Annotated in this window: 21 protein-coding genes; 10 read left to right on the top strand and 11 right to left on the bottom strand. The window is 67.1% G+C overall.

Annotated features, from left to right (window positions below; all coding sequences use genetic code 11):
• Position 1 precedes the first annotated feature (1 nt).
• On the top strand, positions 2-1444 hold the full coding sequence (gene tldD / locus VV867_RS19310) for a metalloprotease TldD (RefSeq protein WP_328567296.1): 1443 nt from the start codon (positions 2-4) through the stop codon (positions 1442-1444).
• Between the two features lie 160 nt (positions 1445-1604).
• Here tldD and yjgA read toward each other — a convergent pair whose 3' ends face one another.
• Positions 1605-2129 carry a ribosome biogenesis factor YjgA gene (gene yjgA, locus VV867_RS19315; protein WP_043272347.1) on the bottom strand — a complete coding sequence of 175 codons (525 nt, stop codon included), beginning with the start codon at positions 2127-2129 and terminating at the stop codon, positions 1605-1607.
• A 119-nt stretch (positions 2130-2248) separates the two neighbouring features.
• On the opposite strand from yjgA, the gene pmbA reads away from it, so the two are divergent.
• The 6 genes from pmbA to VV867_RS19345 all read left to right on the top strand — a co-directional run bounded on the left by pmbA (position 2249) and on the right by VV867_RS19345 (position 7868).
• Entirely contained in the window at positions 2249-3598 is a 1350-nt protein-coding gene (gene pmbA / locus VV867_RS19320; protein ID WP_109935845.1) for a metalloprotease PmbA, read from the top strand.
• Positions 3599-4070: 472 nt separating this feature from the next.
• A complete protein-coding gene (locus VV867_RS19325; protein WP_009617785.1) occupies positions 4071-4442 on the top strand; it encodes a hypothetical protein in 372 nt (123 codons plus the stop codon).
• Between the two features lie 13 nt (positions 4443-4455).
• A complete protein-coding gene (gene fumC / locus VV867_RS19330; protein WP_328567297.1) occupies positions 4456-5832 on the top strand; it encodes a class II fumarate hydratase FumC in 1377 nt (458 codons plus the stop codon).
• Between the two features lie 29 nt (positions 5833-5861).
• Positions 5862-6311, top strand: coding sequence for a hypothetical protein (locus VV867_RS19335; protein WP_328567298.1), 450 nt, complete (start codon positions 5862-5864; stop codon positions 6309-6311).
• Between the two features lie 8 nt (positions 6312-6319).
• Entirely contained in the window at positions 6320-6946 is a 627-nt protein-coding gene (locus VV867_RS19340) for a superoxide dismutase (RefSeq protein ID WP_328567299.1), read from the top strand.
• A 22-nt stretch (positions 6947-6968) separates the two neighbouring features.
• Entirely contained in the window at positions 6969-7868 is a 900-nt protein-coding gene (locus VV867_RS19345; protein WP_328567300.1) for a ZIP family metal transporter, read from the top strand.
• Positions 7869-7893: 25 nt separating this feature from the next.
• Here the strand turns inward: VV867_RS19345 and VV867_RS19350 are convergent, their stop codons facing one another.
• The 10 genes from VV867_RS19350 to VV867_RS19395 all read right to left on the bottom strand — a co-directional run bounded on the left by VV867_RS19350 (position 7894) and on the right by VV867_RS19395 (position 14961).
• Positions 7894-8166 carry an HPr family phosphocarrier protein gene (locus VV867_RS19350; RefSeq protein ID WP_009617794.1) on the bottom strand — a complete coding sequence of 91 codons (273 nt, stop codon included), beginning with the start codon at positions 8164-8166 and terminating at the stop codon, positions 7894-7896.
• 31 nt (positions 8167-8197) lie between these two features.
• Positions 8198-9055: an RNase adapter RapZ gene (gene rapZ / locus VV867_RS19355; RefSeq protein WP_089390613.1), complete on the bottom strand. Its 858-nt coding sequence runs from the start codon at positions 9053-9055 to the stop codon at positions 8198-8200.
• Position 9056: 1 nt separating this feature from the next.
• Positions 9057-9521 (bottom strand): PTS IIA-like nitrogen regulatory protein PtsN, encoded by a 465-nt coding sequence (ptsN, locus tag VV867_RS19360; RefSeq protein ID WP_089390614.1) that lies wholly within the window; start codon positions 9519-9521, stop codon positions 9057-9059.
• Between the two features lie 12 nt (positions 9522-9533).
• Entirely contained in the window at positions 9534-9842 is a 309-nt protein-coding gene (gene hpf, locus VV867_RS19365) for a ribosome hibernation-promoting factor, HPF/YfiA family (protein ID WP_089390615.1), read from the bottom strand.
• 76 nt (positions 9843-9918) lie between these two features.
• Entirely contained in the window at positions 9919-11421 is a 1503-nt protein-coding gene (locus tag VV867_RS19370; RefSeq protein ID WP_109931857.1) for an RNA polymerase factor sigma-54, read from the bottom strand.
• A 214-nt stretch (positions 11422-11635) separates the two neighbouring features.
• Positions 11636-12361, bottom strand: coding sequence for an LPS export ABC transporter ATP-binding protein (gene lptB, locus VV867_RS19375; RefSeq protein WP_109931855.1), 726 nt, complete (start codon positions 12359-12361; stop codon positions 11636-11638).
• Entirely contained in the window at positions 12361-12897 is a 537-nt protein-coding gene (gene lptA, locus VV867_RS19380) for a lipopolysaccharide transport periplasmic protein LptA (RefSeq protein ID WP_089390618.1), read from the bottom strand. Before lptA ends, lptB begins: the two co-directional genes overlap by 1 nt.
• Positions 12884-13453 carry an LPS export ABC transporter periplasmic protein LptC gene (gene lptC / locus VV867_RS19385; RefSeq protein WP_089390619.1) on the bottom strand — a complete coding sequence of 190 codons (570 nt, stop codon included), beginning with the start codon at positions 13451-13453 and terminating at the stop codon, positions 12884-12886. Before lptC ends, lptA begins: the two co-directional genes overlap by 14 nt.
• Before the next feature lie 8 nt (positions 13454-13461).
• Positions 13462-13986, bottom strand: coding sequence for a KdsC family phosphatase (locus VV867_RS19390; protein WP_058488599.1), 525 nt, complete (start codon positions 13984-13986; stop codon positions 13462-13464).
• A complete protein-coding gene (locus VV867_RS19395) occupies positions 13987-14961 on the bottom strand; it encodes a KpsF/GutQ family sugar-phosphate isomerase (protein ID WP_275627586.1) in 975 nt (324 codons plus the stop codon).
• Between the two features lie 243 nt (positions 14962-15204).
• Between VV867_RS19395 and VV867_RS19400 the strand changes: the two genes are divergently transcribed.
• The 3 genes from VV867_RS19400 to mlaD are packed head-to-tail and all read left to right on the top strand — an operon-like array spanning position 15205 to position 17287.
• Positions 15205-16014: an ATP-binding cassette domain-containing protein gene (locus tag VV867_RS19400; protein WP_109931850.1), complete on the top strand. Its 810-nt coding sequence runs from the start codon at positions 15205-15207 to the stop codon at positions 16012-16014.
• On the top strand, positions 16014-16811 hold the full coding sequence (gene mlaE, locus VV867_RS19405) for a lipid asymmetry maintenance ABC transporter permease subunit MlaE (RefSeq protein ID WP_109931848.1): 798 nt from the start codon (positions 16014-16016) through the stop codon (positions 16809-16811). The genes VV867_RS19400 and mlaE overlap by 1 nt, the downstream gene beginning before the upstream one ends.
• Positions 16811-17287, top strand: coding sequence for an outer membrane lipid asymmetry maintenance protein MlaD (mlaD, locus tag VV867_RS19410; protein ID WP_109931847.1), 477 nt, complete (start codon positions 16811-16813; stop codon positions 17285-17287). Before mlaE ends, mlaD begins: the two co-directional genes overlap by 1 nt.
• Positions 17288-17295: the final 8 nt, after the last annotated feature.

Genomic DNA, 17295 nt, shown 5'->3' on the forward strand with positions numbered 1-17295 from the left:
CATGAGCGAGTTGTTGTCATCCGTCAGCCAGCACCTGCTGGCCCCCGGCGGCCTGGACGTCGACGGCCTGCAGCCGATCCTGCACGAGCTGAGCGGCCCGGGCATCGACGCCGCCGACCTGTACTTCCAGAGCCAGGTCTCCGAGTCCTGGATGCTCGAGGACGGCATCGTCAAGGAAGGCAACTTCCACATGGACCAGGGCGTGGGCGTGCGCGCCCAGTCCGGCGAGAAGACCGGCTTCGCCTACAGCAACGCCATCACCCCCGACGCCCTGTCCCAGGCGGCGCGCGCCGCGCGCTCGATCTCCCGGGCCGGGCAGAACGGCAGGGTGCAGGCGTTCAAGGCGGTCGCGCCGACGCGCCTGTACGCCGGCGAGAACCCGCTGGACGTGCTCAGCCGCGCCGAGAAGGTCGAGCTGCTGCAGAAGATCGACGCTGCCACCCGGGCCCTCGACCCGCGCATCCAGCAGGTCACCGTGAGCCTGGCCGGCGTCTGGGAGCAGGTGCTGATCGCCGCCGCCGATGGCTCGCTGGCCGCGGACATCCGCCCGCTGGTGCGCTTCAACGTCAGCGTCATCGTCGAGCAGAACGGCCGCCGCGAGCGCGGCGGCCACGGCGGCGGCGGCCGTACCGATTATCGCTATTTCCTCAGCGAAGACCGCGCCATGTCCTACGCCCGCGAGGCGCTGCGCCAGGCTCTGGTCAACCTCGAAGCGGTCCCCGCGCCGGCCGGCACCCTGCCGGTGGTGATGGGCGCCGGCTGGTCCGGCGTGCTGCTGCACGAGGCGGTGGGCCACGGCCTGGAAGGCGACTTCAACCGCAAGGGCAGCTCCGCCTACAGCGGGCGCATCGGCGAGAAGGTGGCCTCCAGCCTGTGCACCATCGTCGACGACGGTACCCTGGCCGGGCGCCGCGGCTCGCTGTCGGTGGACGACGAGGGCACCCCGACGCAGTACAACGTGCTGATCGAGAACGGCATCCTCAAGGGCTACATGCAGGACAAGCTCAACGCCCGCCTGATGGGCGTGGCACGCACCGGCAACGGCCGCCGCGAGTCCTACGCGCACCTGCCGATGCCGCGCATGACCAACACCTACATGCTGGCCGGGCAGAGCGAGCCGGAGGAGATCATCGCCTCGGTGGAGAAGGGCATCTACTGCGCCAACCTCGGCGGCGGCCAGGTGGACATCACCAGCGGCAAGTTCGTCTTCGCCAGCAGCGAGGCCTACCTGATCGAGAACGGCAGGATCACCCGCCCGGTGAAGGGCGCGACGCTGATCGGCAACGGCCCGGAAGTGATGAGCCGGGTGTCCATGGTCGGCAACGACATGGCCCTGGACAGCGGCGTGGGCACCTGCGGCAAGGATGGCCAGTCGGTACCGGTGGGCGTCGGCCAGCCGACGCTGAAGATCGACGGCATCACCGTGGGCGGGACCGGCGCCTGAGGCGCCGGGAAGCATTTGGAAAGTCTGCTCACGGCCTCGCGAGCTAGAGCAGAACAAGGCAAAAACAGGTGAGGAAGCGCAGTTTACTGATGCTAAATGAGCATTTCTCACCTGTTTTTAACGCAGTTATGCCGACGCGCAGCAGGTCGTGGGTAGGCTTTCAGCGGAGGCCGCGCTTGAGCTCGTCTAGTTCGCGGATGTACTTGAAGATCTTCCGCGCCGCGGCCGGGGGCTTGTCGTGAGCGGCCTCGTGCTGGGCGTGGCGGATCAGCTGCAGCAGGTGCTGGCGGTCGCTGTCCGGGTATTCGGCGAAGAAGGCGGAAAGGGCCTCGTCGCCACCGGTGATGAGGCGGTCGCGCCAGCGCTCCAGGGCGTGGAAGCGCTCGTTGTACTGGCGCGTCGAGCTGTCGAGCTGGTCGAGCAGGGCGACGATGGCGTCGAGGTCCTGGTCGCGCATCAGCTTGCCGATGAACTGCCGGTGGCGTTTGCGGGCGGCGTTGGCCTTGTGCTTGGGCGCCTCGTCGATGGCGCGGCGCAGCGGCTCGGTGAGCGGCAGGCGGTCGAGCATGTCCGGCTTGAGCGCGGTCAGGCGCTCGCCGAGGTCCTGCAGGGCGTGCAGCTCGCGTTTTACTTGCGACTTGCTCTTCTCTTCGAACAGCGAGTCGTCGTCTTGATATTCAGCCATGGCGGTGGTCCAGTGGAAAACGCCGCCATGATAACGAGTCGAGGGTCGCTTGTCCGGCCCGCCCGCGAGGCCACGGGGCCCGATGCCCCGTCCGCGGAACAGAACAGGAGAGTTTGGCAATGAGCGAACAGGCCAAGGCCGTCGGCCCAGAGGCACTTCCGGCACTGCGCGAGCAGGTCGAGCGGATCGTCGCCGAGGCGAAGCGCCAGGGCGCCAGCGGCTGCGAAGTGGCGGTGTCCCTGGAGCAGGGGCTGTCCACCAGCGTGCGCCAGCGCGAGGTCGAGACGGTCGAGTTCAACCGCGACCAGGGCTTCGGCATCACCCTCTACGTCGGCCAGCGCAAGGGCTCGGCGAGCACCTCGGCGACCGGCGACGAGGCCATCCGCGAGACGGTGGCGGCGGCCCTGGCCATCGCCAGGCATACTTCCGAGGACGATTGCTCCGGCCTGGCCGACCCCGCGCTGATGGCCCGCGACCTGCCCGACCTGGACCTCTACCATGCCTGGTCGCTGACCCCGGACCAGGCGGTGGAGCGCGCCCTGGCCTGCGAGGCCGCGGCCTTCGACGCCGACCCGCGGGTGACCAAGGCCGACGGCACCACCCTGAACATCCACCATGGCTGCCGTGTCTACGGCAACAGCCACGGCTTCATCGGCGGCTACGCCAGCACCCGCCACAGCCTCAGCTGCGTGATGATCGCCGAGGGCGAAGGGCAGATGCAGCGCGACTACTGGTACGACGTGAAGCGCCGCGGCGAGCTGCTGGACAGCCCGCAGAGCATCGGCCGCCGCGCCGCCCAGCGCGCCGCCAGCCGCCTCGGCGCACGCCCGGTGCCGACCGCCGAGGTGCCGGTGCTGTTCGCCCCGGAGGTCGCCGTGGGCCTGTTCGGCCACTTCCTCGGCGCCATCTCCGGCGGCAGCCTGTACCGCAAGTCGTCGTTCCTCGAAGGCTGCCTGGGCCAGCGCCTGTTCCCCGAATGGCTGACCCTCGACGAACGCCCGCTGCTGCCCGGCGCCCTGGGCAGCGCCGCGTTCGACAACGATGGCCTGGCCACCTACGCCAAGCCCTTCGTGGAGAACGGCACCCTGGTTTCCTATGTGCTGGGCACCTATTCCGGGCGCAAGCTGGGCATGCCCAGCACGGCCAACGCCGGCGGCGTGCACAACCTCTTCGTCAGCCACGGCGACGAGGACCAGAAGGCCCTGCTGCGGCGCATGGGCCGCGGCCTGCTGGTCACCGAGCTGATGGGGCAGGGCGTCAACCTGGTCACCGGCGACTACTCCCGCGGCGCCGGCGGCTACTGGGTGGAGAACGGCGAGATCCAGTTCCCGGTGCAGGAAGTCACCATCGCCGCCAACCTCAAGGACCTGTTCGCCAGCATCCTGGCCATCGGCAACGACGTGGAGAACCGCGGCAACCTGCACACCGGCTCGGTGCTGGTGGAAAGGATGATGGTGGCTGGGAACTGATAGCAGGCTGTGGTTCTGGAGAACGCCGCTTCCTGCCGAGGGAAGCGGCGTTTCTTTTTTCGTAGGAGCGAGCTTGCTCGCGAATGGCATTGTGCCGGCTAGGCTCGGCGCTCGCCCCAAGAGCACCCTCTCCCCAGCCCTCGGCTGCGCGCCCCGCCCTGAAGGGAGAGGGGGCAGTCCGTGCCGAGAGGAGGAATGGTTTCAGCCGGAAACCTTCGGCGCTGCCGGCTAACTGCAGAACATCCAAATACACCGAACGGTCCCCTCTCCCTTCAGGGAGAGGGTTAGGGAGAGGGAAAGGCGCCTCCCTTATGCAGCGGCGTTTCAGGGGAACTCCCTTCGCGAGCAAGCTCGCTCCTACGAAGAGCACCCGGCGAAACTACCTCCTCGATTTGCCCTACTCCCTTGGTCTGACTTGTATTTTCTTTCTCTCGTAACGATAATCAATCTCATTATCGGTTGAGGGATTCCCATGTTCGTCGAAACCCACACCTCCCTGCTCGACCGCTGGTACCGCCTGGGTACCCGCATCCGCTGCGCGCTGGAGCCCGACGAGCCGCGCCTGCTGGAGCTCTACCTGTTCGAGACGCGCTACCTGGTGGCCTGGGAGCCGCTGCCGGCCTGGCAGTTGTTCGAGAAGAGCTTCCAGTTGCTGCTCGACACCGCCGCCGATGTCGCCTTGCCCTGGCACTGGCGCGGCCTGTGCCTCGATCACGCCTACCGCCCGCTCTGCGACCTGCGCCGCCTGGCCGGCGATGCCGAGCGCAGGCAGCGCCTGCAACAGCTTTCGCGCCGGCTGGCCACCCAGCCGATGGCGCCTTCCCTGACGTACCACGACCTGTAAGCGAGAAAGCAGAATGACTGACAGCCGTATCGAACGCGACAGCATGGGTGAACTGGCGGTGCCGGCCGCGGCGCTGTACGGGGCCCAGACCCAGCGTGCGGTGAACAACTTCCCGGTCAGCGGCCAGCGCATGCCCGCCGCCTTCATCCGTGCGCTGCTGCTGGCCAAGGCCGCCGCGGCGCGGGCCAACGTCGCCCTGGAGCAACTGGACGCCGAGACCGGCGCGGCCATCGTCGCCGCCTGCGAGGAATTGCTGGCCGGCGATTTCCTCCAGCATTTCCCGGTGGACGTGTTCCAGACCGGCTCCGGCACCAGCTCCAACATGAACGCCAACGAGGTGGTGGCGACCCTCGCCGGGCGCCGCCTGGGCCGTGCGGTCAACCCCAACGACCAGGTCAACTGCGGGCAGAGCAGCAACGACATCATCCCCTCGACCATCCACATCAGCGCCGCCCTGGAAATCCACGAGCGCCTGCTGCCGGCCCTGCGCCACCTGCTGGCCACCCTCGAGCGCAAGGCCGGCGAGGTGCAGCGCTACGTGAAGACCGGCCGCACCCACCTGATGGACGCCATGCCGGTGCGCCTGAGCCAGGTGCTCGGCGGCTGGGCCCAGCAGGTGCGCCAGGCCACCGCCCACCTCGAGGCCCTGCAGCCGGCGCTGCAGCAACTGGCCCAGGGCGGCACCGCAGTGGGCACCGGGGTGAATGCCCACCCGCAGTTTTCCGCGCGCTTCTGCCAGGAACTCAACGGCCTGACCGGCCTGGCCTTCCGCCCGGGCGACGACTTCTTCGCGCTGATCGGCGCCCAGGACACCGCCGTGGCCGTCTCCGGCCAGCTCAAGACCCTCGCCGTGGCGCTGATGAAGGTCGCCAACGACCTGCGCTGGATGAACTCCGGCCCGCTCGCCGGCCTCGCCGAGATCGAGCTGGAGGCCCTGCAGCCGGGCTCCTCGATCATGCCCGGCAAGGTCAACCCGGTGATCCCCGAGGCCACCGCCATGGTCGCCGCCCAGGTGATCGGCAACGACGCGACCATCGCCGTGGCCGGGCAGTCCGGCAACTTCGAGCTGAACGTGATGCTGCCGGTGATCGCCGACAACCTGCTGCAGAGCATCCAGCTGCTGGGCAACGTCAGCCGCCTGCTGGCCGACAAGGCCATCGCCAGCTTCAAGGTCAACGAGGCGAGCCTGCGCGAGGCGCTGGCGCGCAACCCCATCCTGGTCACCGCGCTGAACCCGATCATCGGCTACCAGAAGGCCGCCGAGATCGCCAAGCAGGCCTACCGCGAAGGCCGGCCGATCATCGAGGTGGCGCTGGAGAACACCGATCTCGGCCGCCAGCGCCTGGAGGCCCTGCTGGACCCCGAGAAACTCACCGCCGGCGGCCTCTGAAGGCCGCCCCCACCGTGGAGGTACGCGACATGCGCCATTGGCAACAGACCATCGAACTGGGGAACCGCTGCTTCATCCGCAACGAGTTGATCGATGCCCGCGAGCACTACCTCCACGCCCTGGCCCACGCCCAGTTGCTGCTGGGTCGCTGGCACGAGCCGGACGAGGCGGTGATGGCCTTCGTCATCTCCCACCACAACCTCGGTGACCTGCACGTGCAGCTGGGCCAGCCGGAAGAGGCCGCCGAATACCTGTGCAACTGCCACGAGCGGCTGCTGGAACTGAGCATCGACCCGCGGCAGAGCCGCGACATGCGCGAGGCCGCGCTGCGCCACAGCCGGCGCAGCTACCTCGAGCTGCTCAATTTCATCGGCGAGCACGGCAACTACCCGCGCACCCGCGAGCTGCTGCACCAGCAGGGCGAAGTGGAGCTGCGCCCCGGCCTCTTCGCCGCCCCGCAATCCATGCGCTACCACTAGGAGCGACCATGCCCCACAGTCTTCCCGCCTTGCCCTACACCTACGATGCCCTGGAACCGCACATCGACGCGCGGACCATGGAGATCCACCACAGCAAGCACCACCAGACCTACGTCAACAACCTGAACGCCGCGCTGGAAGGCACGCCCTTCGCCGAGCTGCCGGTGGAAGAACTGCTGCAGCAGCTGAACCGCCTGCCGGAGAAGCTGCTCGGCCCGGTGATCAACAACGGCGGCGGCCACGCCAACCACTCGCTGTTCTGGCAGGTGATGTCGCCCGCGGGCGGCGGCGAGCCCGACGGCGCCCTGGCCCGCGCCATCGAAACCGAGCTGGGCGGCTACAAGGCCTTCCGCGAAGCCTTCACCAAGGCCGCGCTGACCCGCTTCGGCAGCGGCTGGGCCTGGCTCTGCGTCGACAGCCAGGGACGCCTGAAGGTGGAAAGCAGCGCCAACCAGGACAGCCCGCTGATGCAGGACCTGATCCCCATCCTCGGCCTGGACGTCTGGGAACACGCCTACTACCTGCAGTACCAGAACCGCCGGCCGGAATACATCGCGGCCTTCTACGAGGTGGTCGACTGGCCGGAAGTGGCGCGCCGCTACCGCCTGGCCCTGGAGCAGCGGGGGCTCGCCTGATGCCTGCCGGGGAAGTGACGCCATGCGCCCGCTAGAGGCAAGCGCGCGCCAGGCCGGCGCACGCAATCTGCGCTGGTGGCTCGGCCTGGGGATAGTGCTCCTGGGCAGTGGCCTGCTGTTCAACCACCTGTTGCTGCTGGCGCGCCTGCAATTGCCGGCGCCGTTGTACCAGGCGCTGGTCGGCGGCCTGGTCTGCGCCCTGGGTACCGCCCTGGGAGCCGTGCCGGTGCTGCTGATCCGCAGCATGCCGGCGCGGGTGGCCGATGCCCTGCTGGGCTTCGGCGCCGGGGTGATGCTGGCGGCGACCGCGTTCTCGCTGCTGCTGCCGGCGCTGGAGGCGGTCGAGGCCAGTGGCCGCTCGCCGCTCTACGCGGCCCTGCTGGTGAGCTTCGGCATGGCCCTGGGGGCGCTGGGGCTGATGCTGGCCGGGCGGGTCCTGGACGATGCCCAGCATGACCTGCGGGACGCGCCGGGGCCGGCCATCCCCGCGCGCATCCTGCTGTTCGTCGCGGCCATCGTCCTGCACAACATTCCCGAAGGCATGGCCGTGGGCGTCGCCGCCGGTGGCGAGGTCGAAGGGGCGGGCGGCCTGGCGCTGGGCATCGCCCTGCAGGACGTGCCCGAAGGCCTGGCGATCGCGCTGGTGCTGGCGGGGGCGGGCATGTCGCGGGGCAAGGCGATGCTGGCCGGCGCGGCTTCCGGGCTGGTCGAGCCGTTGTTCGCGGTGCTCTGCGCCTGGCTGGTGGGCGTATCGCGGATGCTGCTGCCCTGGGGCCTGGCCCTGGCGGCGGGCGCCATGCTCTACGTGGTGGTGCGGGAAATCGTTCCGGAATCGCAGCGCCGTGGCTATGCCGGGGAGGCCACCCTGGGGCTGATCGTCGGCTTCTGCCTGATGATGGTGCTGGATACGTCGCTGGGCTAGCGCGCGGCGTCGTGCGGGCGGGCGGTCACTCGCCTTCGTCGAAGTAGTTGTTGATCAGGTCGACGAGCGCCTGCAGGGCCTCGTCGGCCTGCTCGCCCTCGGCGTTCAGGTGCAGGTTGGTGCCCTTGCCCGCGGCCAGCATCATCACGGCCATGATGCTCTTGCCATCCACCGTGCTCTCCGGGCTGCGGCCGACGCGGACCTGGCACGGGAAGCGGCCGGCCACGCCGACGAATTTGGCCGCCGCGCGGGCATGCAGGCCGAGCTTGTTGATGATGGTGATCTCGAGGGCGGGCATCGCGAGGGGGCTGTCCTTTCGTTATCTGCTGCTAGCTCAGGTCGCGGTGGCGAATCTGCACGTTCTTCAGGGTGGCTCTCAGGGCACTGCCGATGCGCTCGGCGAGGTAGACCGAGCGATGATGGCCGCCCGTGCAGCCGATGGCAATGGTGACGTAGGCACGGTTGCTGGCGGCGAAGCGCGGCAGCCATTTGTTCAGGTAGCCCAGGGTGTCCTGGTACATCTCTTCCACGTCGGGCTGCTCGGCGAGGTATTGCTGCACGTCCTTGTCCAGGCCCGATTGCTCGCGCAGTTCCGGTTTCCAGTAGGGGTTGGGCAGGCAGCGCACGTCGAACACCAGGTCGGCGTCCACCGGCATGCCGCGCTTGAAGCCGAAGGACTCGACGAGGAAGGCGGTGCCCGGCTCGGGTTTGTTCAGCAGGCGCAGCTTGATGACGTCGCGCAGCTGGTAGAGGTTGAGGTTGGTGGTGTTCAGCTTGAGGTCGGCGAGGTCGGCGATCGGGCTGAGCAGTTGCTCCTCGTCGGCGATGGCCTCGGCGAGGGAGCGGTTGTCGGTGGTCAGCGGGTGGCGCCGGCGCGTTTCGGAGAAGCGCTTGAGCAGCGTCTCGTCGTCGGCGTCCAGGTACAGCACGTCGCACTGGATGTGCTTGTCGCGGGCCTCCTGCAGCAGCTCGGGAAAACGCTTGAGCTGGCTGGGCAGGTTGCGCGCGTCGATCGACACGGCCACCTGCGGGTGCATCAGCTCGGTGTGCAGCAGCGCGCGCTGGGCCAGGTCCGGCAGCAGGCTGGCCGGCAGGTTGTCGATGCAGTAGAAGCCGCTGTCCTCGAGGACGTTGAGGGCAGTGCTCTTGCCGGAGCCGGAACGGCCGCTGACGATGATCAGGCGCATGCTAGTGGCCGTTCTGCACTTCCACGACTATCTGGTACAGCGCGTCGCCATCGCTCGCGCGGCGCAGGCGGTCGCGCACCTCGGAACGGTCGAGCATGGAGGCGATCTGGCGCAGCAGCTCCAGGTGCTCCTCGGTGGCCGCTTCGGGTACCAGCAGGACGAACAGCAGGTCGACCGGGGCGCCGTCGAGGGCGTCGAAGTCCACCGGTGCATCGAGGTGAAGGATTGCGCTGATCGGCGCCTTGCAGCCGGTCAGGCGGCAGTGGGGAATGGCGATGCCATTGCCGAAGCCGGTGGAGCCCAGGCGTTCGCGGGCCACCAGGCTTTCGAAGATGTCTTGCGCGTCGAGGCCGGGAAGGTCTTTCACGACCAGGTTGGCGATCTGTTCGAGTACGCGCTTCTTGCTGCCGCCCGGCACGTTCACCAGGGAACGGCCGGGGGACAGGATCTGCTCAAGTCGGATCATAGGGGAGGGGGGTTAGCGGACTCCAACGCCCTGTTGGCGTTCGAGGTACTTTTCCTTGTGTTTGATCAGTTGGCGGTCGAGTTTGTCGGTCAGCAGGTCGATGGCTGCGTACATGTCTTCATGTTCGGCGCAGGCCACCACTTCGCCACCGGCGATGTGCAGGGTGGCCTCGATGCGCTGTTTCAGCTTTTCGACCTCCATGATGACCTGAACATTGGTGATCTTGTCGAAGTGGCGCTCCAGTCGGCCGAGTTTCTCGCCGACGTAGTCGCGCAGGGCGTCGGTCACATCCAGTTGATGTCCACTGATGTTGACTTGCATACCGCTTTCTCCTTATTGCCCGTGTATAAGTGGCAGGTTATGGGGCCTGCCGCCGGAACACCTTGGCTTGGGTCAATCAGACCAGTCGCTTGCGCTCGCTCGACGGAGCTATCCCGAGGGATTCCCGGTACTTGGCGACTGTCCGACGTGCCACTTGAATGCCCTGTGCCTCCAGTAAACCAGCGATCTTGCTGTCGCTCAACGGCTTTTTCGGACTTTCTGCCGCGACCAGTTTCTTGATGATGGCGCGGATCGCCGTGGACGAGCATTCGCCGCCCTCGGAGGTGCTGACGTGGCTGGAGAAGAAGTACTTCAGCTCGAAGATGCCACGCGGGGTGTGCATGAATTTCTGCGTGGTGACCCGCGAGATGGTCGACTCGTGCATGCCCACCGCCTCGGCGATGTCATGCAGGACCAGCGGCTTCATGGCCTCCTCGCCGTACTCGAGGAAGCCGCGCTGGTGCTCGACGATCTGCGTCGCCACCTTCATCAGCGTCTCGTTGCGGCTCTGCAGGCTCTTGATGAACCAGCGGGCTTCCTGCAGCTGGTTGCGCATGAAGGTGTTGTCGGCGCTGGAGTCGGCGCGGCGCACCAGGCCGGCGTACTGCGAATTGACGCGCAGGCGCGGCACCGCTTCCTGGTTCAGTTCCACCAGCCAGCGCTCGTTGTGCTTGCGCACTATCACGTCCGGCACCACGTACTCGGCCTCGCCGGACTCGATCTGCGAGCCCGGGCGCGGGTGCAGCGACTGGATCAGCTCGATGGTCTCGCGCAGCTCGTCTTCCTTGAGCTTCATGCGCCGCATCAGCTGGGTGTAGTCGCGGCTGCCGAGCAGGTCGAGGTGGTCGGCGACCAGGCGCAGGGCCTCGTTCAGCAGGTGGGTGTTGGCGGGCATCTGGCGTAGCTGCAGCAGCAGGCATTCGCGCAGGTTGCGCGCGCCGACGCCGGCCGGCTCCATCTGCTGGATGCGCCGCAGCACCACTTCCACCTCGTCCATCTCGACGTCCAGCTCGGGGTCGAGGGAGACGAGGATGTCCTCCAGGGACTCCTCCAGGTAGCCGTCGTCGTTGATGCCGTCGATGATGCTGAGGGCGATCAGGCGGTCGGTGTCGGACATGGGGGAGAGGTTCAGCTGCCACAGCAGGTGGCTCTGCAGGCTCTCGCCGGCGGAGGTGCGGGCGGTGAAGTCCCACTCGTCGTCGTCGTTGCTGGGCAGGCTGCTGGCGCTGGTCTGGTAGACGTCTTCCCAGGCGGTGTCGACCGGCAGCTCGTTGGGGATGCGTTCGGCCCACTGGTCCTCGTCCAGGCTGTCGGCGCTGGGCGTGGTGGTTTCCTGGAAGCTTTCGCTCTGCGAGTTGGCGTTGGTGTTGGCGGGGGTTTCCGCGCCTTCGGCGTAGGGGTCGCTAGCGTCGAAGTCGTCGCCTTCTTCCTGGCGCTCGAGCATCGGGTTGGATTCCAGCGCCTCCTGGATCTCCTGTTGCAGGTCCAGGGTGGAGAGTTGGAGCAGTCGGATGGCCTGTTGCAGCTGCGGGGTCATCGTCAGCTGCTGGCCCATCTTGAGGACAAGCGATGGTTTCATGGCTGGAACTTGGCACCTTGTTCGCTGGCGTGTAGTGCGCCATATCCACGACTACGGGCGCCAGGGCCGAAGCTCCGGAACGCCGCTAGGAAGCAAATTATATGCCTGAATTCTCGGACTTTGCCTAGGGCGTTTACGCATAAATCTGATGTCGGTCGGTCGGGCCGACGTGATGGGGTGCCTGCGCCCCGGCGCGAGGCCGGGGCGTGGGGGCTCAGAGGCGGAACTCGTGGCCCAGGTAGACTTCCTTGACCAGCTCGTTGGCCATGATTGCCGTGGAGTCGCCTTCGGCGATCAACTGGCCGTCGTTGACGATGTAGGCCGTCTCGCAGATGTCCAGGGTCTCGCGCACGTTGTGGTCGGTGATGAGCACGCCGATGCCCTTGGCCTTGAGGTGGTGGATGATCTGCTTGATGTCGCCCACCGAGATCGGGTCCACGCCGGCGAAGGGTTCGTCGAGGAGGATGAACTTCGGCGAGCTGGCCAGGGCGCGGGCGATCTCCACGCGGCGGCGCTCGCCACCGGACAGGCTCATGCCGAGGTTGTCGCGGATGTGGTGGATGTGGAACTCCTCCAGCAGGCTCTCCAGGGCTTCCTTGCGGCCGTTGCGGTCGAGGTCGGCGCGGGTCTCGAGGATGGCGCCGATGTTGTCCGCCACCGACAGCTTGCGGAAGATCGAGGCTTCCTGCGGCAGGTAGCCGATGCCGGCGCGGGCGCGGCCGTGCATGGGCAGGTTGGTGACGTCCTGCTCGTCGATGCGGACCACGCCCTGGTCGGCGCGCACCAGGCCGACGATCATGTAGAAGCAGGTGGTCTTGCCGGCGCCGTTGGGACCGAGCAGGCCGACGATCTGCCCGCTGTCGATGCTCATGCTGACGTCGCGGACGACCTGGCGACCCTTGTAGCTCTTGGCGAGGTGCTGTGCGGTGAGCGTGGCCATTACTGGGCTTGATCCTGCTTCTTCTTGGGCTGGATGACCATGTCGATGCGCGGGCGCGGGGTGGTCACCTGGGTGCCCGTGGCGCGGCCGGCGTTGACGATCTGCCGTTCGGTATCGTAGACGACCTTCTCGCCTTCGAAGGTGTTGCCTTCCTGGATCACCTTGGCCTGGTCGATCAGGATCACCCGGTTCTGGGTGACGAAGTACTGGATGGTCAGGCCGTAGGCCTTGGTGATTTCCTTTTCCGGCGCCGGCTTCTGCTCGAAGTAGGCGGGCTTGCCGACCGAGGTGACCACCTCGATCTCGCCGTCCTTGTTCTGCTTGAGGGTGACGGTGTTGCCGGTCAGCTTCATGCTGCCCTGGGTCACCACCACGTCGCCGCGGTAGACCGCGACGCCCTGCTTGTCGTCCAGCTCGGCGCTGTCGGCCTGCACGCGGATCGGTTGTTCGCGATCGGTCGGCAGCGCCCAGCTTGCGCTGCTGCCCAGGCTGGCGACGAGGCCGAGGAAAAGGGGGAAGGTTTTAACGAACCTCATGCTGACCTCTTACGTTGGACAGCAGGGTCATCCGGCTGTCTTTCAGATACGCTTTCATGCCTACCGCCGTGGTCACCCCTTGGGGCTCGGTGATCTTAACGGGTTGACTGGTCTCGGCATAATCCTTGTCCGGGAACACCGTCATGCGCGTGGTGGTGAGCAGCAGGGTGCGGTTCTGCGCGTCGGTGCGCTGGACCCGGACGTTGTCTATCAGTTCGACCTGCTTGCCTTCCGGGCCCACCTCGGCGCGCACGCTCTGCACGTGCCACGGCTGCGGCTGGCCCTCGCGGAAGAAGAACAGGTCCGGCGTGGTGACGTTGGTGACGTCGGTGGCCTTCATGTGTTCCAGCCGATCGGCGGTCATCTCGTAGGCCAGGCTGCCGTCCTCGCGGTACTGCAGGCTGTGGGCATTGGCCGCGTAGAAGTCGATGGCGTCGTTGCTGGGCGTGACCTGGCGCTCGTTGAAGTCCAGGCGCACGTTCCAGTAGTAGCCCAGTGCGACCAGCAGGACCGCGATCAGGGCGAGGAGGAGCTTCTGGCGAAGGGTCTTCGGCATATCCGGCTCTACAGGTAGGCGCTCTGCGCCGCCTCGAGGTTGCCCTGGGCGCGCAGGATGAGTTCGCAGAATTCACGGGCCGCGCCTTCGCCGCCGCGCGCCTGGGTCACGCCGTGGGCGTGCTGGCGAACGAAGGCGTCGGCGCTGGCCACCGCCATGCCCAGGCCGACCCGGCGGATGACCGGAAGGTCGGGCAGGTCGTCGCCCAGGTAGGCGACCTGTTCATAGCCTAGCCCGAGTTCGGCGAGCAGTTGGTCGAGGACCACCAGCTTGTCCTCGCGGCCCTGGAACAGGTGCTCGATGCCCAGGTTCTGGGCGCGGCGCTCGACCACGGCGCTCTTGCGGCCGCTGATGATGGCGGTGCGCACGCCCGAGGCGATGAGCATCTTGATGCCGTGGCCGTCGAGGGTGTTGAAGGTCTTGAACTCGCCGCCGTCGGGCAGGAAGTAGAGCTTGCCGTCGGTCAGCACGCCGTCCACGTCGAACACCGCCAGGCGCACGCCACTGGCGCGTTGCAGCAGGTCTGCGGTCATTCAGATGACTCCGGCGCGGGTCAGGTCGTGGACGTGCAGCACGCCCACCGGGTGGTCGTCGCCGTCGACCACCACCAGGACGTTGATCTTGTGGTCGTCCATGATCTTCAGGGCTTCGGCGGCGAGCATGTCCGGGCGCACGGTCTTGCCGTGCACGGTCATCACCTGGTCGATGGTGGCCGTGCGCACGTCCACGCCCTTGTCCAGGGTGCGGCGCAGGTCGCCGTCGGTGAACACGCCGGCCAGGCGGCCGTCCTCGCCCAGGACGATGGTCATGCCCAGGCCCTTGCGGGTCATTTCCAGCAGGGCGCCGCTGAGCGAGGTGCCGGGGGAGACCTGCGGCAGTTCTTCACCCACGTGCATGATGTTTTCCACTTTCAGCAACAATCGCCGGCCCAGGGCGCCGCCCGGGTGGGAGAAGGCGAAGTCCTCGGCGGTGAAGCCGCGGGCCTCCAGCAGGGCCACGGCGAGGGCGTCGCCGAGCACCAGGGAGACGGTGGTGGAGGAGGTCGGCGCCAGGTTCAGCGAGCAGGCCTCGTGCTCGACGCTGGCGTCCAGGTTCACCGCGGCGGCCTTGGCCAGCGGCGACTCGGGGTTGCCGGTCATGCTCACCAGGGTGATGCCCAGGCGCGCGATCAGCGGCAGCAGGGTGATGATCTCGGCGGTGGAGCCGGAGTTGGACAGCGCCAGGACCACGTCGTCCCTGGTGATCATGCCCATGTCGCCGTGGCTGGCCTCGGCCGGGTGGACGAAGAACGCCGGGGTGCCGGTGCTGGCCAGGGTGGCGGCGATCTTGCGGCCGATGTGCCCGGACTTGCCCATGCCGACCACCACCACGCGGCCCTTGCAGGCGAGCAGCAGCTCGCAGGCTCGGGAGAAATCGGCCCCGATGCGTGGCAGCAGGGCATCCACCGCATCGCGCTCGAGGCCGATGGTGCGTTGTGCCGACTGGATGAAATCGTGATTCTGGCTCATGTTCCGATCGCGTGGGGCGAAGTGAAGGGCGAGATTATAACGGTAAAGCGGTCCGGGCTTCACCCTGCCGATACCGGATCTTGCACACGCGAACCTGAATCCGAGCTGAATCGCCGGTGGCGGCCCTTGGGCCGCCGCGCACGCCAGTGCTATAGTTCGCCGCCGTTCGGCCTGTCTTGCGTCACCGTGTTCCGGCGGTTCGACGGGGCATTGCAGGGACAGGGCCGTCATGCAAGGAGTTCTATGAGCACCGATGAAAAATACGCTGTCGAGCTGAAGGGGGTTACCTTCAAGCGCGGTACCCGCGCCATCTTCGACAACGTGGATATCCGTATTCCGCGCGGCAAGGTCACCGGCATCATGGGGCCGTCCGGTTGTGGCAAGACCACCCTGCTGCGCCTGATCGCCGCACAGCTGCGCCCGGTCAGGGGCGACGTCATGGTCAACGGGCAGAACCTGCCCAAGCTGGCCCGCGCCGACCTGTTCGACATGCGCAAGCAGTTCGGCGTGCTGTTCCAGAGCGGCGCGCTGTTCACCGACCTGGACGTGTTCGAGAACGTCGCCTTCCCGCTGCGGGTGCACACCGACCTGCCCGAGGAGATGATCCGCGACATCGTCCTGATGAAACTGCAGGCCGTCGGCCTGCGCGGCGCGGTGGAGCTGATGCCGGACGAGCTGTCCGGCGGCATGAAGCGCCGCGTGGCACTGGCCCGGGCGATAGCCCTGGACCCACAGATACTTATGTACGACGAGCCTTTCGTCGGCCAGGACCCGATCGCCATGGGCGTGCTGGTGCGGCTGATCCGCCTGCTCAACGACGCCCTGGGCATCACCAGCATCGTGGTTTCCCACGACCTGGCGGAAACCGCCAGCATCGCCGACTACATCTATATCGTCGGCGACGGCAAGGTGCTGGGGCAGGGCACGCCGGCGGAGCTCAAGGAGCTCGACGATCCGCGCGTGCGCCAGTTCATGAAAGGCATCCCGGATGGTCCGGTGCCCTTCCACTATCCCGCGCGCGACTACCGCGCCGACCTGCTGGGGGAACGCTGATGCGCAAGACTTCACTGCTCGAGCGGATCCGCCTGCTCGGGCGGTCGGGCCTCGACGTGCTCGAGGCGCTCGGCCGTTCCACGCTGTTCCTCGGCCACGCCGTGCTCGGCCGCCGGGTGCCCGGCGGCATGGGCCAGCTGCTGGTCAAGCAGTTGTACTCGGTGGGCGTGCTGTCGCTGGCGATCGTCGTGGTTTCGGGCATCTTCATCGGCATGGTGCTGGCCCTGCAGGGCTACAACATCCTCAAGGACTACGGTTCCGAGCAGGCGGTGGGGCAGATGGTGGCCCTGACCCTGCTGCGCGAACTGGGCCCGGTGGTGACCGGCCTGCTGTTCGCCGGCCGCGCAGGCTCCGCGCTGACCGCCGAGATCGGCAACATGAAATCCACCGAGCAGCTTTCCAGCCTGGAGATGATCGGCGTCGACCCGCTGCGCTACGTGATCGCGCCGCGCCTGTGGGCCGGCTTCATCTCGATGCCGCTGCTGGCGGCGATCTTCAGCGTGGTCGGCATCTGGGGCGGCGCCGCCGTCGCCGTCGACTGGCTGGGCGTATACGAGGGCTCCTTCTGGTCGAACATGCAGAACAGCGTGCAATTCGGCGAGGATGTGCTCAATGGCGTGATCAAGAGCGTGGTGTTCGCCTTCGTTGTGACCTGGATCGCCGTGTTCCAGGGCTATGACTGCGAGCCGACCTCCGAAGGGATCAGCCGCGCGACGACTCGAACCGTGGTCTATGCCTCCCTGGCGGTACTGGGGCTGGACTTCATACTGACCGCTTTGATGTTTGGAGACTTCTGATGCAAACCCGCACCCTGGAAATCGGTGTAGGCCTGTTTCTTCTCGGCGGCCTGCTGGCCCTGCTGCTGCTGGCCCTGCGTGTCAGTGGACTGACCATCGGGCATTCCACCGACACCTACCAGCTGTATGCCTACTTCGACAACGTCGCCGGCGTGACCGTGCGCGGCAAGGTGACCATGGCCGGCGTGACCATCGGCAAGGTGGTCGCCGTGGACCTGGACCACGACAGCTACCGTGGCCGGGTGACCATGGAGATCAACAAGAGCGTCAACAACCTGCCGGACGACTCCACCGCGTCTATCCTCACCGCAGGCCTGCTGGGCGAGAAGTACATCGGCATCAGCGTCGGCGGCGACGACAAGATGCTCGCCGACGGCGGGGTGATCCACGACACCCAGTCCGCGCTGGTGCTGGAAGACCTGATCGGCAAGTTCCTGTTGAACTCGGTCAACAAAGAAGAGCCCAAGAAGCAATGACGATGATG

It is taken from the genome of Pseudomonas sp. JH-2, from assembly GCF_036231725.1.
Lineage (GTDB): Bacteria > Pseudomonadota > Gammaproteobacteria > Pseudomonadales > Pseudomonadaceae > Pseudomonas > Pseudomonas delhiensis.